This is a genomic window from Natronorubrum halophilum, from assembly GCF_003670115.1.
GTDB classification, from domain to species: domain Archaea; phylum Halobacteriota; class Halobacteria; order Halobacteriales; family Natrialbaceae; genus Natronorubrum; species Natronorubrum halophilum.
This window is the reverse complement of the sequence record NZ_QQTY01000001.1, coordinates 385058-404335: the sequence shown is the minus strand read 5'-3', so window position 1 is coordinate 404335 and position 19278 is coordinate 385058. Positions and strand designations below refer to the sequence as shown.

The 19278-nt window shown below is 65.1% G+C and carries 15 protein-coding genes; 3 read left to right on the top strand and 12 right to left on the bottom strand.

Features of this window, described 5'->3' with window-relative positions; translation table 11 throughout:
• Positions 1–2: 2 nt before the first annotated feature.
• Positions 3–2186 (top strand): dipeptide ABC transporter ATP-binding protein, encoded by a 2184-nt coding sequence (locus DWB23_RS01935; protein ID WP_121741122.1) that lies wholly within the window; start codon positions 3–5, stop codon positions 2184–2186.
• A complete protein-coding gene (locus DWB23_RS01930) occupies positions 2183–3733 on the top strand; it encodes an ABC transporter substrate-binding protein (protein WP_121741121.1) in 1551 nt (516 codons plus the stop codon). The genes DWB23_RS01935 and DWB23_RS01930 overlap by 4 nt, the downstream gene beginning before the upstream one ends.
• 30 nt (positions 3734–3763) lie before the next feature.
• Here the strand turns inward: DWB23_RS01930 and DWB23_RS01925 are convergent, their stop codons facing one another.
• The 10 genes from DWB23_RS01925 to DWB23_RS01880 all read right to left on the bottom strand — a co-directional run bounded on the left by DWB23_RS01925 (position 3764) and on the right by DWB23_RS01880 (position 14492).
• A complete protein-coding gene (locus tag DWB23_RS01925) occupies positions 3764–4492 on the bottom strand; it encodes a creatininase family protein (RefSeq protein ID WP_121741120.1) in 729 nt (242 codons plus the stop codon).
• A gap of 412 nt (positions 4493–4904) precedes the next feature.
• A complete protein-coding gene (locus DWB23_RS01920) occupies positions 4905–6032 on the bottom strand; it encodes a Gfo/Idh/MocA family protein (RefSeq protein WP_121741119.1) in 1128 nt (375 codons plus the stop codon).
• Positions 6033–6118: 86 nt separating this feature from the next.
• Positions 6119–7087: a sugar phosphate isomerase/epimerase family protein gene (locus tag DWB23_RS01915; RefSeq protein ID WP_121741118.1), complete on the bottom strand. Its 969-nt coding sequence runs from the start codon at positions 7085–7087 to the stop codon at positions 6119–6121.
• A gap of 153 nt (positions 7088–7240) precedes the next feature.
• A complete protein-coding gene (locus DWB23_RS01910) occupies positions 7241–8311 on the bottom strand; it encodes a Gfo/Idh/MocA family protein (RefSeq protein WP_394341741.1) in 1071 nt (356 codons plus the stop codon).
• Between the two features lie 69 nt (positions 8312–8380).
• On the bottom strand, positions 8381–8581 hold the full coding sequence (locus DWB23_RS01905; protein WP_121741116.1) for a hypothetical protein: 201 nt from the start codon (positions 8579–8581) through the stop codon (positions 8381–8383).
• On the bottom strand, positions 8574–9794 hold the full coding sequence (locus DWB23_RS01900; protein WP_121741115.1) for an ABC transporter ATP-binding protein: 1221 nt from the start codon (positions 9792–9794) through the stop codon (positions 8574–8576). Before DWB23_RS01900 ends, DWB23_RS01905 begins: the two co-directional genes overlap by 8 nt.
• A 2-nt stretch (positions 9795–9796) precedes the next feature.
• Entirely contained in the window at positions 9797–10795 is a 999-nt protein-coding gene (locus DWB23_RS01895; protein ID WP_121741114.1) for a carbohydrate ABC transporter permease, read from the bottom strand.
• A gap of 1 nt (position 10796) precedes the next feature.
• A complete protein-coding gene (locus tag DWB23_RS01890; RefSeq protein WP_121741113.1) occupies positions 10797–11816 on the bottom strand; it encodes a carbohydrate ABC transporter permease in 1020 nt (339 codons plus the stop codon).
• Entirely contained in the window at positions 11813–13294 is a 1482-nt protein-coding gene (locus tag DWB23_RS01885) for an extracellular solute-binding protein (protein WP_121741112.1), read from the bottom strand. The genes DWB23_RS01890 and DWB23_RS01885 overlap by 4 nt, the downstream gene beginning before the upstream one ends.
• Positions 13295–13415: 121 nt before the next feature.
• Positions 13416–14492 carry a TrmB family transcriptional regulator gene (locus DWB23_RS01880; RefSeq protein ID WP_121741111.1) on the bottom strand — a complete coding sequence of 359 codons (1077 nt, stop codon included), beginning with the start codon at positions 14490–14492 and terminating at the stop codon, positions 13416–13418.
• Positions 14493–14690: 198 nt separating this feature from the next.
• Here DWB23_RS01880 and DWB23_RS01875 point away from each other — a divergent pair, with 198 nt between their 5' ends.
• Positions 14691–15533 (top strand): hypothetical protein, encoded by an 843-nt coding sequence (locus tag DWB23_RS01875; protein WP_121741110.1) that lies wholly within the window; start codon positions 14691–14693, stop codon positions 15531–15533.
• A gap of 12 nt (positions 15534–15545) precedes the next feature.
• Here the strand turns inward: DWB23_RS01875 and DWB23_RS01870 are convergent, their stop codons facing one another.
• Together DWB23_RS01870 and DWB23_RS01865 are read right to left on the bottom strand one after the other, a co-directional pair.
• On the bottom strand, positions 15546–18068 hold the full coding sequence (locus DWB23_RS01870; RefSeq protein ID WP_238717324.1) for a beta-glucosidase family protein: 2523 nt from the start codon (positions 18066–18068) through the stop codon (positions 15546–15548).
• 411 nt (positions 18069–18479) lie between these two features.
• Positions 18480–19100, bottom strand: coding sequence for a nitroreductase family protein (locus DWB23_RS01865; protein WP_121741108.1), 621 nt, complete (start codon positions 19098–19100; stop codon positions 18480–18482).
• Between the last annotated feature and the right edge of the window lie 178 nt (positions 19101–19278).

Here is a 19278-nt window from a genome sequence, read left to right as displayed (position 1 = left end):
TCATGAGCGATGGACTCGCAATCGACGACCTCCACGTACAGTTCCGGACGCAGTCGGAGACCGTCCACGCCGTTTCCGGCGTCTCCTTCGGAATCGAACCCGGCGAGATCGTCGGTCTCGTCGGCGAGAGCGGCTGCGGTAAATCCGTCACCGCTCGCTCGATCGTCCGGCTCGAGGAGCCCGGCAAAATCGTCGGCGGCAGCGTTCGCTACGACGGTCGCGACCTCACGACGGCCGTCGACCGAACGCTGCGGCGACTGCGCGGGCGCGACCTCGCGATGGTGTTTCAGGACCCGTCGACGACGCTCAATCCGGTCTACCCCGTCGGCGAACAGATCGCCGAAGCCGTCCGGGTGCACCGAAGTCCGGAACGCCAATCTGTCTTCAGGGAACTCGCGGTCGGCGCGAGTTCGCGGCTCCGATCCCGACGGACACGTTCGCGGGTCCTCGAGTTGATGGAGACGGTCGGCATTCCGCGACCCGAAGAGCGGATCGACGCCTACCCCCACCAGTTCAGCGGCGGGATGCGCCAGCGCGCGCTCCTCGCGATCGCGCTCGCCCGCCGGCCGTCGGTGCTGATCGCCGACGAACCGACGACGGGGCTGGACGCGACGACCCAGGCGGCGATCCTCGAGCGCCTCGCCGAGTTGAACGAGACGCGGGGAATGAGCATCCTCCTGATCAGCCACGACTTCGGCGTCGTCTCCGACCTTTGTGACCGAGTCGTCGTCATGTACGATGGGACGGTCGTCGAGCAGGGGCCGGCGGAAGAACTGCGCGCCAATCCGAGTCACCCCTACACGAAAGCGTTGCTCGGCTGTCTGCCTCACCGATCGGAACCACAGACTCGACTGCCGACGGTCGCCGGAACGCCGCCCGACGGCTCGCCGCCGAATCCCGGCTGCGTCTTCGCGGATCGCTGCCCGTTCGCGACCGAGGAGTGTCGCGACGACCAGCCGCTCGTCTCGGTAGGCAACGGGGATACGCACACGGTCCGGTGTGGCGTTCCGGCGGCGCGTACCGCGACGACCGAGTCGATGCGCGCGGCGACGTCCGCGGGATCGGCACGCGGCCGCGAACGTCGAACGACGGGTAGTCACGCGACGGACGCGGCGGACGATCGCACGCAGCGATCGGCACACGACGGACCCGTCGTCGAACTCGAAGCCGTCACCAAGTTCTTCCGCGAATCCGACGCGCTCCTCGACCGACTCCTCGGAACCGACGCGGTGGTCCCGGCCGTCAGGGGGGTCTCCCTCGCCCTGCAAGCCGGGGAGACCGTCGGCCTCGTCGGCGAGAGCGGCTGCGGGAAATCGACGCTCGCGCGGCTGATCGCAGGGCTCGAGGAACCGACCGACGGAACCGTCCGGTTACGTGGTGAGTCGGTCGGTGCCGTCGGCTCGCGGACGAACGACCAACTCTCCGAGATCGGGTTCGTCTTCCAGAACCCCGGCACGAGCCTCGATCCGAAACGGACGGTCGGCCAGTCGATCGCCGAACCGCTGGTCGAGGCCGGTTGGGAGCCCGCGCGCCGGGACGACCGCGTCGAGGACGTGCTGTCGCTCGTCGGCCTCTCCCTCGAGTACGCCGACCGGTACCCCCGACAGCTGTCGGGCGGGCAGCGCCAGCGCGTCGCGATCGCTCGAGTGCTCGCCCTGGAGCCGTCGGTGCTCGTTCTGGACGAACCGACGGCCGCGCTCGACGTCTCGATTCAGGCCGCGATCCTCAATCTCCTCGCCGACTTGCAGGACGACCTCGGGCTCACGTACCTGTTCGTCTCGCACGATCTGGACGTCGTTCGCCACGTCGCTGACCGCGTCGCGGTGATGTATCTCGGCGAGCTCGTCGAGGTCGGCCCGGCGAGTCGGACGCTCTCGAAGCCGATCCATCCCTACACGGAAACGCTGCTGGCAGCGACCCCCGGCGACCGTTCCAACGCGACGAGCGACCACTATCACGACGCCTTGGCGGGCGAGCCGCCGAGCCCGACGGCACCGCCGGCCGGCTGTGCGTTTCACCCTCGCTGTCCGGTCGCCGACGACGAGTGCTCGCGGACCGACCCCGCCCTCGAACCCGTCGGCGACGCTCGATCGCGGTGTCTGTTCGCGACCGAACCGGACGACGAACCGGAAACGCGGCGCACACGACCGGCGACGACCACCACTCACGAACCAGATACACGATGACCGACGAGTCACCACGCACGATGAATCGACGCACCGCACTCAAAACGACGCTCGCGACCGCGACGCTCGCCGCCGCCGGCTGTCTCTCGAGCGAGACCGACGCGGCCGAGATGCGTATCGGCGGGCCGTGGGAACCGGGGAGTGACCCCCTCGACGGAGGCAGTCTGCTTCGGCGACTCGGCATCACCGAGGCCCTGGTCGGCGTCGATTACGACGCGAATCCGATGCCCGAGTTGGCCACCGATTGGGACCGACGCGACGCGAATCGGTGGCGGTTCGAGCTTCGAGCGGACGTGACCTTCCACGACGGCGAGCCGTTCGATGCGACGGCCGCCGTCGAGTCGCTTCGTCGAACCGCCGCGTCGTCGGCGTTCGCGGCCGTCCCGATCGATACTATCGAGGCGGTCGACGAGACGACCCTCGACGTCGAAACCGAAACGCCGTTCTCGCCGCTCCCCGCTCACCTCTCGCGCAACGAGGCGGTGCTCCTCAGTCCGGGGGCGCTCGAGGACGACGGCGGCGTTTCGGAGCCGGTGAGCACCGGACCGTTCGTCTTCGAGTCGGCCCGGGCCGGCACCGAGCTTCGCGCCGTTCGTAACGACGAGTACTACGGGGACGATCCGGCCCTCGAGTCCGTTCGTTACGAGGTCGTCGAAGACGATCAGACGCGGCGGATGAAACTCGAGAACGACGAACTCGAGATGGCGCGAATTCTCCCCACCGAGATGGTCGCGTCCCTCGAGTCCACGGATGGCATCGATGTCTACACCCCGGAAATCCCGCGCATCAGGTTCCTCACGTTCGACACGACGTCGGAACCGTTCGACGACGAGCGCGTCCGACGGGCGCTGAGCTACGCCGTCGACAGAACGGCGATCACCGAGTCGGTTCTCGACGGTGCCGAAGAGCCCGCGGTTGGCCCGTTTTCGCCGGCGATTACGGAGTGGGCGAATCCGGACATAGACGACCGGATCTACGACCCCGACCGCGCTCGAAGTCTACTCTCGGACGCCGGCTGGACGGGCGGATCGAGTGGCGCCGGGGACGTTCGAACCCGCGACGGATCGGCGCTCAGCGTCGAGTTCATGACGTTCGATGCGCGGAGCCTCCCGCTGATCGCCGAGGTGATCCAGGACCAACTCGCCGACGTCGGGTTCGACGTCGACGTGACGACGATGGAGTTCAGTTCGATGGACGACCGGGCCGGTCGGGGCTCGTTCGACGCCTACCTGACCTCGTGGGGGACGCTGTGGTATCCCGATCCGGATCGACTCACGGAGATGGTTCACTCGACGGCGGCGTCGTTGCACCACGGCTACGAAAACGATCGGGTCGATACGCTTCTCGAGGAAGCGCGCGAACTCGAGGAGCGCGAGGAACGAAAACAGCGCTACTACGAGGTCCAGTCGATTACCGTCGACGAAGCGCCGATCGCCGTCCTCACGAACTACACGAACGTCGTCGCGACGTCGACGGCCGTCGACGGCTACGAACCGCATCCGACCGAATTACGGTACGGTCTCGAGTCGGTCGAACTCGAGGAGTAAGGGGCGCGGACCGCTGGCTGTTCGGGTAGCTCAGTCCGTTTGACCGGCCGGGCTACTACCGTCGTCCGTTGGATCGACTCGAGTGACGAACGACGCGAGCGCGTCGACGGCGGTCTCGAACACGTCCTCGCCCTGCTCGGCGGAGGCGGCCGTCGCGTCGCCGACGGCACCGTTTTCGCTGAACCCGTCCGTGAAGTGGTGGACGACGCCGCCGTCGACGGTACTGTCCCACGCCGTCGCGTCGCCGGCGACCGGTTCGCCGACGTCGTCCGGGCAGACGTGGAGCAGAACGGACGTCTCGAGTTCTCCCGCGTGACCGACGTGGTCGTCGACGGCGCGCATCCACTCCCAGAGATAGACCGCGAGGTCGTTCGACGAGGAGTTGGTCAGGCTCCGCGCGAGGTGGCCGAGCGTCTCGCCGTTGCCGCCGTGGCCGTTGACGAACACGACCGTCTCGACGCTCGTTCCCTCGAGCGACGTGACCACGTCGCGGGCGTAGCTGCGAAGCGTTTCCGGCGAGACCGAAAGCGTTCCGGGGAAGGGTCCGTGATAGGGCGCGACGCCGACCGGTAGCGGCGGCAGCACGACCGTTTCGGTCGGGAGCGTCCGATCGGCTGCGGCGGCAATCGCCCGCGCGACGATCGTGTCGGTTCCGACGGGGGCGTGAGGGCCGTGCTGTTCCGTGCTACCGACCGGGAGCAGCGCCGTCGTCGGTGCCGAGTCCTCGACCGCCGTCCACGAATTTCGCTCGAGTTCCATGCCCGTTCGATACCCGCGGATCCGCCTAAGTGACTCCGATTTCCCCACCGACTCGAGACCGCCAGCGTTCCGGCACTCGACCGTTCGAATAGCGCGCAGTCGGTCTCATGGGCGGTCCCGGAATCGAACTGTGGCACCCTTACTTCGAACCGCTCGAGCCACGTGCGGTGGCACGCGCCGAGCCGTGGCGAGCGAAGCGAGCGACGGCTCGAATCCGTGTGAGGGATGAGCGAGGGAGTGAAACGACCGAGTGAATCGGCTGGGGAGGACGTGGAACTCCCCGTTGCCAGCGTGCACAGCACGCTCGAGTCGCTCGCCACCGCCACAGAAACAGCGTCGCAAACTTCGAACCCGGACCGAACAACCCAATTCGAGCGACCCAAATCGAGCACGACCGGCTCGAGCAACCCGACTAGATCGACACCCACTCGCCGTTCTCGTCGCTCTCCTCGATTGCCGCGAGGACGCGCTGGGCGGCGAGACCGTCCTCGAAACTCGGTTCGAACTCGCCGCCGCTCTCCACTGCCTGCAGGAACTCGTAGTTCTCGTGAACGAAGGTGTGCTCCCAGCCGATGACGTGGCCCGGCGGCCACCAGTGCTCGAGGTAGGGATCGTCCTCGTCGGTCACCAGAACCGTCTCGTAGCCGCGGTTTTCGTCCGTTCGCATCACCTCAAGTTCGTTCAGTCGCTCGAGGGAGAATCGGAGACTACCCTCGGAGCCGTGGATTTCGATCGTGTGGTCGTTCTTGTGCCCGGTCGCGAATCGGGAGGCTTCCAGCGTGCCCATCGCGCCGTTTTCGAACGCGACCTGTGCGGAGTAGGCGTCGTCGACGGTGACGGGGCGCGTCTCGCCGTCGCTTCCCTCGACCTGACGCTCGTCGACGAACGTTTGCAACTGACCACTGATGCGTTCCATCTCGCCCGCGAGGTCATCGTCGCCGACCAGGTATCGGAGCAGGTCGACCGTGTGCGCGCCGAGGTCGCCGAGCGCGCCCGATCCCGCCAGTTCCTCGTCGTTGCGCCACGACCACGGAGCGTCGGGATCGACGAGCCAGTCCTGGAGGTAGCGCCCGCGAGCGTGACGGATCTCGCCGAGTTCGCCCGCGTCGAGCAATCGCTTCGCGTACCGGATCGCGGGCACGAACCGGTAGTTGAAGGCGCAGCCGGCGGGAACGCCGTCCCCGGCCTCTCGCGCCGCCGTCGCCATCTCCTCGGCCCCTTCGAGCGTCGGGGCGAGGGGTTTCTCACAGAAAACCGGCGTACCGGCCTCGAGGGCGGCGATCGAGGGCTCGGCGTGAATGTGATTCGGGCCGAGATTGTAGAAGGCGTCCACGTCGTCGACGACGTCCGCCCAGTCGGTCGCGATGGAGTCGAAGCCGAGTCGGTCAGCAGCGTCCTCGAGCGCCGCCTCGTCGCGGCCGACGAGGACGCTCCGTTCGACATCCGGCGCGTCCGGGAAGAACATCGGCAGCCGCGCCAGCGCGTTTGCGTGTGCTTTTCCCATGAACCGATAGCCGAGAACGCCAATTTCGATCGTCATACGTATTCTTTCACAACAGGAGTAGTTAGAACTTGCCGTCACGGCACCGGTCTAGTCGGACCGGCGGCGGATTCGGGGGGTGATCGCTACTCCGCCCAGTAGGCCTCGCCGGGCTGTTCCCGGAAGATCGCCCGCTCGAGGAGGTCGACGGCTTTCTCCAGGCCCTCCCGGGAACTCGTCAGCGAGTCCTCGTGTTCGATGCTCAGGGCACCGTCGTAGCCGACCATGCGCAGCGTCGAGACGAGGTCCTTCCAGTGGGATTCGTCGTGGCCGTAGCCGACCGATCGGAAGAGCCACGAGCGGTTCGGCTCGTCGTCGTAGGCCGTCGTGTCGAGGACGCCCTTCTCCCGCGCCTGTTCCTCGTAGACCCTGGTGTCCTTGGCATGGAAGTGGTGGATGGCGTCTCGCTCGCCGAGGTACCGGATCGCGTCGGTGATCGAGATGCCCTGCCAGTAGAGGTGCGAGGGATCGAAGTTCGCGCCGACGCGCTCGTTCGTCTCCGCGCGTAGGCGGGCCATCCCGTGGGGTTCGTAGACCAGCATGTTCGGGTGCATCTCGATCGCGATATCGACGCCGTGCTCGTCGGCGTGGGCGGCCAGTTCGCCCCAGTACGACACCGCCTGCTCCCACTGGTACTCGTGGGCGTCGGCGTGTTCCGAGGGCCACGGGGCCGTGATCCAGTTCGGCACCTCGTCGTTTGGACCCCCCGCGGGAAGTCCGGAAAAGCAGGTGACCGTACGTACGTCGAGTTGGTCGGCGAGCCGGATCGCTTCGCGGAGTTCGGTGTCGGCCGCTTCGGCTCGTTCGTCGTCGGGGTGCAGCGGATTGTTGTGCGTCGCGAGCGCGCTGATTCGCATGTCGTAGGTCTCGAGGAGGTCGCGCAGTTCGGTCCGGGCGTCCTCGTCGTCTAAGTACTCCCGACGGACGAGGTGGTCGTCGCCGGGGTAGCCGCCGACGCCGGGTTCGATCGCGTCGACACCGATATCGGAGAGGTACGCGAGCGCGTCTTCGAGCGATTCGTCCGCCAGCGGTGGGGTGTGTACGCCGATGTCCATACGACCCGGTAGCATCGTCGTCGTGAAATAAATTCCGGTATCATAATATTAGAAATAAAAATGCAGGCGACGCTACTCGTCTCCCGATGGTCGGCCGAATTTTCGTCGTGAACGGCGATCCAGGGGATTACGCTCGAGGACGATACTCGAGCGTCAGCGGTCGCCGAGCGCGACCGTTCGCCCGCCGTCGCTCGAGCGGTAGATGCCGTCGACGACGCGCTGTACGGTCAGGGCCTCGTCGATGCTCGAGCCGCCATCTCTCCCGTCGGTGATCGAGTCGAAGAACGCCGCCTGCTCGTCGGCGTGCGTGTCGTTCTCGCGGGTTTCGATGGTCGTATCCGACAGGTGGTCGGTGCCCTCCGCGCCCGCCGAGTGAATCGTGAGGTCGTTCGTGAGGAGGTCGAACCGAGCGGCGGCCTCGGTTCCCCGGACGACGAACTCGTGGGTCGGCGGTCGGTTCGTCGCCCACGCGACCTCGAGGCTGATCGTCCTGTCGTCGGCACAGCGGACGAACGCGCTCGCGGAGTCGTCGACGTCGAACGTCGCCGAGTCCGCGTCGTCGCCCCACATCTCGAGGTAGGCGTAGTCCTCGCGAGAGCCGAACTCCGAGCGGGTGACGCCCGAGACCTCTTCGGCGTCGGGGTAGCCCAACAGGTACAACGAGAGATCGATCGCGTGGACGCCGAGGTCGATGAGCGCGCCGCCGCCGGAAATCTCGCGGCGAGTGAACCACGACCCGCGGCCGGGAACGCCCCGTCGACGGACGTAGTTGGCCTCGACGTGGGTCACCTCGCCGAGTTCGCCGCGCTCAATCCGATCCCTGAGGAGTTTCACGGCGTTCAGGAATCGGTTGTTGAACCCGACCGTGCACGTTCCGTCGGTGTTCGCCGCCGCGGCGGCGATCCGTTCGGCGCTCCCGATCGAGTGTGCCAGCGGCTTCTCGAGCAGGACGTGCAAGTCCCGCTCGAACGCGGCGACGGCGTACTCCTCGTGGAACTTGTTCGGCGTGGTGATCACGACGGCGTCGACGTCGTCGTAGAGGGCGTGGTGGTCCGTGTAGGTCTCGACGTCGTACCGGGAAGCGAATCGCTCGCAGGCCTTCTCGGAGACGTCCATGCCGCCGACCAGCGGCACGCCGAGTTCGACGAGACGGTCGGCGTGGTGGTGGCCGATGTTGCCGAGGCCGACGATTCCGGTTCGGATGTATGGTGACGTCGCCGTCACGGTCACCGGTCCTCCGTCGGCGTCGTCCGCGCGAACGCGGCTGTCAATCGGCCGTCTTCGGCTCTGCGCTCAGTACAACTGCTCTTCGTCTGCTGTGTGTTCATTGTCGTGTTGGCGGTGATCGGGGTGCGTTCGGCCGCGACGATACTGTCGGATTCCGGGAACGATCTTGTTCTTTACGTCCAGTGCGAACGAGACGATCCCGTAGATCCAGAAGAAAAACAGGACCGTCGCGCCGCCGTAGTAGACGACCGGTACGAGGCTACTCATGTCGCCCACCCGCGTCCGCTTCTGCTTCGGCTTCGACTTTCGCGCTCGCCCGATCCGCATCCGGTTTCGAGACCGTCTCGATTCCGTGAGCGACCGCGTCGCCCGACGCCGTCTCGAACAGGTGGATCTTCGACCGATCGAGCACGACGGTGATGTTTTCGCCCTCGCCGATCGCCGAGTCCGGATCGACGCTCATCTGTAGCTGGTTCGAGGCGGTCGACGCCTCCGTGCTCGTCATCGTCTCGGCGCTCGAGCCGTCGAGCGTGAGGTAGACGAAGATTTCGTCGCCCATCGGCTCGAGGACGTCGGTCGTCGCGTCGATGCCGGCCGAGGAACTCGATAGCGACGACGACTGCGCCGTCGGATAGATGTCCTCCGGCCGAATCCCCATCGTGACGGCGTCGCCGGGAGCGAGTTCGAGCCCGTCGACGTCGAACTCGAGGTCGAAGTGATCGGTTGCCAGTCCCTTCTCGGTCAGTTCGCCGTCGACGAAGTTCATCGACGGCGAGCCGATGAAGCCGGCGACGAACAGGTTCACCGGTTCGTTGTAACAGACCAGCGGCGGATCGATCTGCTGGAGTTCGCCGGCGTTGATGACGGCAATCCGATCGGACATGGTCATCGCCTCCGCCTGATCGTGCGTGACGTAGATGATCGTCGTGTCCAGTTGCTTGTGGAGCCGCTGGAGTTCGGTGCGCATGTGGACGCGCAGCTTCGCGTCCAGGTTGGCGAGTGGCTCGTCCATCAGGAAGACGTCGGGGTTACGAACGATCGCGCGAGCGATCGCCACCCGCTGTTGCTGGCCGCCCGAGAGCTCGTCGGGCATGCGATCGAGCATCCCCTCGAGCTGGACGATATCGGACGCCTGCTCGACCCGCTCGTCGATCTCCGCTTTGTCGTATTTCCGCAGTCGGAGGCCGAAGGAGATGTTGTCGTAGACGTCCATGTGCGGGAACAGCGCGATGTTCTGGAAGACCATCGAAACCCCGCGATCTTTCGGCGGGAGCTTCGTAACGTCGGTGTCGCCGATGTGGACCGTTCCCTCGCTCGGTTTCGTGAGCCCCGCGATGGTCTCCATCGTCGTCGACTTGCCACAGCCGGAGGGGCCGACGAGACAGATGAACTCGCCGTCCTCGATCTCGAGGTTCATCTCGTTGACTGCGGTGATGTCTTCGTAGCGTTTCGTAACGTCGTTGAGTCGTACTCGTGCCATTGTTACTCTTTGAGTGCTCCGTCAGTCAGGCCGCTGACAATCTTTTCCTGTGCGACGATCACGAGGATCAACATGGGCAACACGCCGATGATACTCGCCGCCGCCATCAAGTTGAAGTCCGTCGTGTACTGCGTCTGGTAGCTCAGGATGCCGCCGACGAGGGGTGACCAGTTCTCGGGCTGGCTCTCCAGTGCCATGATCGAACTGAAGAAATACTCGTTGTAGACGGCGATGAAGGTCAACACGGCGGCCGTCGCGACGCCGGGTGCCGACAGCGGCATGATGACCCGGAACAGCGCGCCGAGCCGGGTCGTTCCCTCCACCCTGGCGGCGTCTTCGAGCCCGTCCGGAATCTGGGCGTAGAACGTCGTCAGGATGAATATCGCGAGCGGCAGGAACAGCGCGCTAAAGGGCATGATCATCGAGCCAGGCGTGTTCACCAGCCGCGGGGCCTGGAACAACTCGATCCCCAAAAACGGGATGACGACCGCGTTTCCGAGGAACGCGTCGAACAGCGGGATGAGAAACGCCGCCGGCGGAAAGTACGAGATCATCAGCACCGCGAGCATCAACGCTCCGCGACCGGGGAATTCGAGGCGTCCGAACACGTACCCCGCGAGGGTCGCCACGGCGAGGACGATGATCGTCGTCGTCGTCGCGAGCACGAAGCTGTTGAAGACGTAGAGGTGGAACGGAACCTGCTGGAACACCTCGACGAACGCGTAGACGTTGAACCCCTGCGGATGGGGGAACTCGATCCCGATAATCGGCAGGCTCCAGTCGCCCGTGAGAATCTGGCTATTCGGCGTGAGTGCGAGGACGAGCAGCCAGTAGAACGGGAACAGCGTCGTCACGAGGAAGAAGGTACACGCGACCCAGAACAGCGCCCTGTAGAGGCGCTGGCGCTTGCCGTCCTCTTCGAGGACGCCGCGAACCCAACTGTTCAACAGCCCCTCGTCCGCGTCGGTCGCGTCGGTTCCGTGGTCGGATGCTGTTGCCATGTCAGAACCCCTCCTTGTACTGCTGGTAGATGACGCCGGTCACGATCACGCCGATGATACCGGCGGTCACGAACGCGATCGCGGAGGCCAGTCCGCGACTCGAGTAGAACGTCTCGATGACCATACACGATAGCGACGGGACAGTCGTACAACTCGAGACGGAGTCGATCAGCCCGTAGATCCGCATCGCGTCGACCGTTCGGAAGAGGACGGCGATACCGAGCGAAGGCAGGACCAGCGGGAACGTGACCAGTTTGAACTGCTGCCACTTCGAGGCCCCGGCGACCTTCGCGACGTCGTAGAGGCTTCGATCGATGCTCTGGAGTCCGGCGAGGATCAGCAACGCCATGAACGCCGTCGTCTTCCAGATGTCCGCGACGGTGACGATAAGGAACGCACTCATCGGATCGTTGAGGGTGTTCGTCTCCGCGACGATCCCCATCGTCGAAAGGTACTGGGTCAGGAACCCGGTACTCGGGTGGAACATCAGGTAGAAGATCATTCCCTGAATGACCAGCGGAATCGCCCACGGGATGATGATCGCCGCACGTACCCAGCGCCGTCCGCGGAACTCCTTGTCGAGCACGAGCGCCTGCCCGAACCCGATCAGGGTCTCGAAGAAGACGCTCACGACCGCAAAGAGGATCGTTACGACCAGCGTACTCCGGACCCAGCCCTCGACGTGAACGAACGGGAAGGTCCCGTCCGTGTAGACTTCGGGGAGGAATGTGACCGAACCGGGTAAACTCGAGTTCGCATTACCGGTGAACAGGTCGACGTAGTGCTCGAAGCCGACGAACTCCGGATCGGTGTTTCCCAGGATACCCGTGTACATCGACAGCTCGAACGTCCGCAGCAGCGGATAGAGCGCGATCGCGGTCAACAGGACGAACACCGGCGTCAACAGCAGGTAGGCGAACGCCGTTTCACCCAGGTTCTCGAGCCACCGCGTGACCGCGACGACCGGTCCCGATCGCCGGGATTCCCGGCCGCTGCCAACCGTCTGTCGTTCTGTACTCATTCTTGCGATTCGATGTCTTCGATCGCGCTCTGTAGGTCAGCCGCAGCGTCTGCGGGACTCTTCTCGCCGGCGACGGCCTGGTTGGCCTGCTCGGCGATCGTCGTCGCTTGGGAAGGCCACTCTGTGGTGACTGGCCGCGGCATTGCTCCCTCTCCTGCGACCCGGAGCGTGTTCATGTAGTTGGCAACGTCTCCGATAGTGTCCGGATCGGTCGCTTCGTCGGCGTCGAAAAGAGCCGGTTTCGGCGGCAGCCATGCGATAGCCTCGAGCATCCCGAGGTTGAAGTCGTCTTCCGTCATGGCGGTGATCACTTGCAGAGCCTCGTCCGTTTGCTCGGAGTTGGGGTTGAGGCCGATGTGCCAACCACCCTGGGCCGAGGTCGAACCGCCGGTTCCGGGATACTCACCCTCGCCTTCTTCGACTGCGTAGGGAATCGGCATCACACCGAGATCGTCCTCGTCCTCGAAATCGTACTCGCCGCTGAGGGCCTCGACGATCGCGTACGGCCAGTTCCGGTGGAACGCAGCTTTACCCTCGGTGAACGGTGCGAGTGCCGGGTTCTCCGTCCATTGGGTGATGTCCGGCGACGCGACGCCCGTGGGATAGTCATCGAGCGTGTACTCGTCTTCCTCGTCGGCGGCGAGCGTGTACATCATGCTGAGCGCCTCGATGAACTCCGGTTCGTCGATGGTTACCGGTCGTTCGCCGACGGGACCGCCCAGGTTCTCCTCGCCGCCGAAGTACGCGCCGCCGAAGGAGGTCATGACCTCGTTGAAGGTACAGCAGGCGGTTCCCTCGTAGACGTCCCACTGGGTCGAAAAGCCGAACTCGGCGTCGGACGCCGCGACGATTTCCTCGGCCATCTCGGCCCACTCCTGCCAGGTCATCGGCTCGGATTCCCACTGATCGAAGTCCTCGTCGGAGTAGCCGGCTTCGCGCGCGTACCCCTTGTTGTACAGCATGACCGCGTAGTCGGGGTACAGCGGGACGCCGTGGAGGTCGCCGCTCTCCGTATCGCGGACCGTGTTGGTGAACGCGTTGAAGTAGTCCTCGTCGATCCGACTAAGGGTCTCGTCGTCCAGTTCCTCGGACAGGTTCGCGATGTACCCCCGTTCGATGAGGACGTTCGCCCAGCCGGTGTCCATCATGAACAGGTCGGGAGTCGTCTCCTGGGCTTCGAGCAAGGAGATATACTTGTCGCGCTGGTCGCCGGTGTCGTCCGACTGCTCGCTGAACTCGATCTCGATCTCGTCGTCGACTCCGTTCTCGTGGAGCAGATCCGGGAGGTTGTCCCTGACGTCGCCGATAGTCGTCGATCCCATCGCGATCGTTATCGCGTTCTCGGAACTGGAACTATCGCCGTAAATACAGCCCGCGAGACCGGCCGCCGCACCAGTTGCCCCAGCCGCCTTGACGAACGTTCGACGCGAAACGCTCGAGTCAGTTCGACTCCGCCAGTGTGAGTGTCTCTCACTCATATTAAGAACTATGATACTCAGTACTATATATATTTGATGGAATGTTACAACAGGTGTAGTTAATTCAAACCGCGCGCTCGAGACGCCGGGAGATTGCGGAGCTACGACGGGCGTTCCGTCGTCACTCGAGCGACTCGATCGTGATCCGGACCGCCTCGAGGTCCTCGAGCATCGCCCCCCAGCCGCCGATCGTGTATCGTTCCCCGCCGACCTCGAGAGTGATCGAGGCTTCGCCCGCGAGCTGGGGGAGCGGTGTCGTCCGTTCGTCGCTGGCCGAAACGCCGGCGTACGTGAGATCGGTGATCGTTCCCCGCTTCGTCACCTCGCGTCCCGTGTCGGTTTCGAACCCGACGACCGTGGCTTCGATCGTCACGCCGTCCTCGAGCAAGGGCTCGACGTCCCGGAGACACTGTCGCAGATCGACGTACGTGATCGGCGGCTCGTCGCGGCGATCCGAGTAAATCGTCTCGTGGATCTCCCAGAGACAGGTGAGGTAGTACCAGTGGAAGACGTACGCGAGGGTCCGGTCGTTGACGATCACGCCGTACTCGTTCGTCGAGTCGCCGTGGGGGGAAAAACAGGTCCACGAGCGGTCGATCAGCGCCAGGAAGGGAGAGGAGAGATCGCGGTATCGCGCTTCCGTACAGGCGCGGGCCAGCGCGTCCGTCGACGGCAGCGCCGACTCCGTCCCGATCTCGGGGAACAGACAGACCTTGACGTCGACGCCGTTTTCGAGGGCAGTCGCGAGAGCGTCCGAGAGATCCTCAAACTGCGCGGGCGTCAGGCCGATTTGAACCTGATTCCCGGCCTCGCGAATCAGTTCGTCGGCTCGCGCCAGGACCGTATCGAGGCGTTTGACGATGCTCACCTTGTGCTCCTCGAGATCGGGACGGCTCCAGCGGTCCTCGATCTCGCCGGCCGCCGCCTCGAAGCGATCGGCGCGGGACCGCAAATTCCTGAGCACGTCCGTCGGGTCGTGAGCGCGAGCGTGCAAACTGTCCTGCTCGTAGGTTTCGATGTACCCCTGCTCCTCGAGTCCGCGCAGGACGTCGTAGATTCGCGGGTCGGGAACCGAACTCGCCTGCGCGATGTCGGTCGCCGAGGCGGATCCCAGCCCGAGCAGCGTCACGAACGCGTCCGCCTGGTACGGCGAAAGACCCGCATCCTCGAGCGTCTCGGTGAGTTCCTCACCGTCCACTGCGACTCACCGTCCGTGCCGCGGAACGCGGATCGCTCGAGAGGTGGCGAATAGGGGCCTGGTGCCGTCGGCGACGGATCGAGACGCCCCGTCGGTTACGCGTCGTAAATTCCTGCATTGATGATTATCTATAACACCTGTTGTAAAAACCTTGCTAACGCAGTAGACTGAAGGCGATCCGATCGAAACGCACGGCATATGACCGATCCACTCGACCGCATCCGACGACCCGAATACACCGGCGAGAATCGCTGTTGGCCGTGTACGATCACCAACAGCATCGCGCTCGCGGTTCTCGTCGGCGGGCTGGCGATACTCGGTCGGCGACTCACCGCCGGGGTGGTCGCGCTCGCCGGCACCGTCGCGATCGCACTCCGCGGATACGTCGTTCCGTACACGCCGCGGTTCGCGCCCACCCTCGTCGGGACGCTCCCGATCGACCCGTTCGACCACGGCAGGCCGGACGCCGGGACGGGGTCGCTCTCGAACGTCGGTAGTACAGCCGACGGCGCCGACCCGGCCGTCCCGACCGGTGAAACCGTCCTTTCCGAACTCCTCGAGGCCGGCGCTATTGCAGTCGACGGCGACGAAATCGTCCTCGAGCGCGACTTTCGCGAGGAGTGGCACCGGGAGATGCGGACCCTTCGCGAGGCCGATCTCGCGACGCTGGAGCGAATCGCCGACCGGCGGACCGACTCGTCGGTCGACGCGCGAACGCGCCGGAACTGGGGGCGCTCCGTCCTCGTTTTGGACGGTGGCGATGCGCTGGTAACGCTCCCGCGCGGAGTCGCCGTCGCCGAACTCGCCGCGACCCGCGCCCTCGAGGGCCGCGTCGATTCTCCCGCGATCCGCCGCGCCGCCGGACGGCCGCTGCGTTCGCTCCTCGAGCGGTGTCCGCTCTGTGACGGCCCGGTGACCGTCTCTCGCTCGAGTTGCTGTGGCGAGGTGACTCCGATCGGGAGGACGCCGCCGAAGAAACTGGTCTGTTCCGCCTGCAACGAGCGCTTTTTCACCTTCGACGCCGACGAGAGCGAGCGCTGACCGTCGTGTCGGTCAGCGCCGGCGTTTCAGCCGCCGGTGGAGCGCCATCACGTCCGCGAAGTCCTCGCGGCCGTCGTCGTTGATGTCGTAGCGGCCGGGTGCCGGTTCGGGATCGGTGATCGAGGCCGTCTTTGCGACGGTCAGCGTCGTCGACTCCACGCCGACGGAACACTCGTACTCGCCCGCCTCGACGACTTTCGGCCGCCAGCCGGGGACGTCGCCCGGGACGACCTCGAGCGTGGAGAGGTCGAGATCGATCGTGACGCGCTCGCTCCCGCCGGCTTCGACGTGGACCCGTTCGAATCCCATCAGTCGGCGGTGGGGCTGGAGTACCGAGCCGTAGAACTCCGTGTTGTACACCTCGACGATGTGGTCGCCGGCCATCCGGCCCGTGTTTTCGACGGTCACTCGAGCGGTAACCGTGGGGTTCGTCGCGGGATCTTTCACCGAGTCGGGCGACAGCGACAGCTCCGAGTACTCCCAGTCGGTGTAAGAGAGGCCGTGTCCGAATTCGAACTGGACGGTCCCCGCGCTCGCGTCCACGGACTGACGCGGCGGGTAGTCGTCGTAGAACTGGGGAACGTGACCGACGTTCCCCTCCCAGGTGAACGGCAGCTTTCCCGAGGGGTTGTAGTCGCCGAAGAGGGTATCCGCGATCGCGACGCCGGCGTCGCTACCCGGCTGTCCGGCGAAGAGGACGGCGTCGAGATGCTGGAACGTCTCCGCGGTCCCGCGCGGACTCCCGGCGAGAATCACGCCCACGAGGGGAACGTCGTCGCCGGTTTCCCCGTCGACGAGTTCGACGAGTTCCCGCTGGGACTCGGGGAATCGCATCCTGTCTCGGTCGCCGAAGCCCTCGTTGTGCGGCCCTTCGCCGAGCACGACGACAGCGGCGTCGGCGGTTCCGGCCGCCTCGAGCACCGCCGCCTCTTGCTCGTCGGTGACGTCGAAGAAGCCGTTGTCGAAGTTTTCGTAGATGCTCTCGTAAACGGCGGGCTCGAACTCGGTCGGGACGTGCGTGAGTCGGTCGCCGAGACGGTCGGCCAGCGCGCCCTCGATGGTCGTCTGGCGCGGACGCGGCCCGTCCGCCGTCAGGAACCCGTCCTCGACTCCCTGCCAGCCAAGCGTCCAGCCGCCGTGTTGCATCAAGAACCGGTTCGGCGTTCCGTCCTCGATACCGGGACCGGTCAGTAACACGTTTCCGTCGTCCTCGAGCGGGAGCGCGCCCTCGTTTTGCAACAGGACCAGCGACTCCTTGGCGAGTCGTTCGGAGACGTCCGCCGCGCCGCCGACGATGTCGCCGATCTCGTCTTCCGGCGCGTACGGTTGCTCGAACAGGCCGACCTCGTGTTTGAGTTCGAGAACCCGACGGACCGACTCGTCGATGCGCTTTTCGGACAGTTCGCCGCTCTCGACAAGATCGACGGTCGTGTCGATGAACTCGGTCGGCGCGGTCTCCCCGCCGCACATGTGCATATCGATGCCGGCCTGCAGCCCTTCTTTGACCGCCTGCCGCCAGCCCTCGTCGGTGTCCGGACGATACTCGTGGTTGGTGAGCATCCGCTTGAAGTCGTCCCAATCGGTGAGGACCACGCCGTCGAAGTCGTAGCGTTTCCGGAGCACTGTCGTCAACAGCCAGGGAGAGCCGTGTGCTGGTTTGCCGTTGACCGCCCCGCTGTTGACCATCACCGTCTTGGCCTCCTCGAGACCGCGCCGATACGGCGGCAGCTGTCTGGTCCGGAGGTCCCGCATCGAGGTTCGAACGTGTGCCCGGTCCTTTCCGGTGTTCGGGGTCCCGTAGCCGGCGAAGTGTTTGACCGTCGCGGCGACGCGACCGTTGCGTTCGAAGCCGCGTGCCCGTGCGCTCCCCATCTCGCCCAACAACATCGGGTCTTCGCTGTGGCCCTCGAAGTAGCGGCCCCAGCGCATGTCTCTCAGGATGTCGAGCGTCGGCCCGAAGTTCCAGTGACCGCCCATCGCTGCGACGGACTCGCCGGTGTGGGTCGCCGCCCGCTCGACGAGGTCGATGTCGCGGGTCGCGCCCATGTTGAGCCGCTGGGGAAAACTCGTACAGCCGTCGAGCAGACAGTTCCCGTGGAGGGCGTCGCCGCCCCAGATGAACGGAACGCCGGGTTCGTTGTTCTCGACGACAAACTGCTGGAGGCCGTTCAATCCCGCGACGAACTCCTCCCCGTCGAACGTCGGCCCCGAGGCGCCGCCGTTGAGTATCGAGCCGACGTGGAGATCCGTGAACAGTTCGCCGACCGTCTCGACGTCGTCGTGGGTCGCGAACTCGTCGTTCGGATCGAATCCTTCCCCCGATTCGCCGAGTGCGACCTGCGTCAGCTGACCGACCTTCTGCTCGAGGGTCATCTCGTCGATCAGTTCCCGGATTTTCCCGGTCGCCGCCGCTGTCGCGCTCGGTACCCCAACGCCGGCTGCCGTCGCTGCGGTCGCTGCACCGGTCGCCTTCATGAACGTCCGTCGTGACTCGTCGACTTCGTCAGCCGACCCAAGTGAATTATCTTCTGTCATTCAGGTACATATCACAACTCGGATTAGGATAACTATTTGGCAACTATTCGGCGGTAGTAGTCGGCTAGCTTCAACGTATCATCCGATAATAACAACGTAGCTTTCTGAACAATATCTCTCGCCGGTGTAACCCCGATCACAGTTCGTTTTCCCGGTCGATCGCATTCGTCCGTTCCGCGCGGCGGAGGTCGAACGGGCCAAGCGAACCGGTTCGCATCGAGCGAGAGCCAGTGAGCGATCCGACGCACATCGGTTCGCCCCCGGGGCGCGTCACTCGAGAGCGGGTCGACCATACCGGTGGGTCCCGGACGAAAAGCGGTCGAACTCGGAATGGTGCCGTTCGGGCTGACTACCGATCGGATACCGGCCCACGGAGCGGGCGCTGATCGTCCAGAACCGGCACGGAGCGGTCTACTTCTCGAAGCCGCCCCGGTGGATGATCTCCGAGAGCGGCTTCCGGTCGCTGGGCTGTTCGCGCTCCTGGAGTTCCTCGGGGAGCGTTTCGGGCGGTGCGCGTTCACCGATCGCGACCATGGCCTCGACCGCGTACTCGTCGGGAACGTCGAGTTCCTCGGCCGCGCGTTCGTAGTCGAAGCCGGCCATCCCGTGGACGGCCAGTCCGCGGCGCGCCCCCTCGAGGGCGAGGTTCTGCCAGCCCGCGCCGGTGTCGAACGAGTGGACGGGGGCCGGTTCGCCGTTGTGGTCGAACGTCGTCTTCGAGACGATAACGGCGAGGACGGCGGCGTCGGTCGCCCACTCCTCGTTGCCCCCGAGCAGCAGGTCGGCGAACGTGTCCCACTCGTCGTCCTCGCGGGTGGCGTACAGGAACCGCCAGTGCTGGTTGTTGTACGCCGAGGGTGCCCAGCGGGCGGCCTCGAACAGGGGAAGGTACTCGTCCTCGTCGAGCGACTCGCCGGTCATCGCGCGCGGCGACCAGCGGTTGACGAACAGCGGATCGATGTCGTGGTCCGGGCTACGGTGAGCGGCAACTTCCTCGCGGAGTTCCCTTCGCTTCGGCGCGTTCTCTGACATTGCTCCCCGGTTTCGCCTCGAGACAGATATACATTTTTAGACAGAAGGGTTACCTGGTAACGGTCGCGTCGCTGCCGCGTGTCCCCATTCACCACGGTTGTAGAACATAACTCGAGAATGCTACGTGAGAAGTCCGCGTTGCAGCGGAGCAACGGTACTGCGTCTCGTTCGTTTTCAG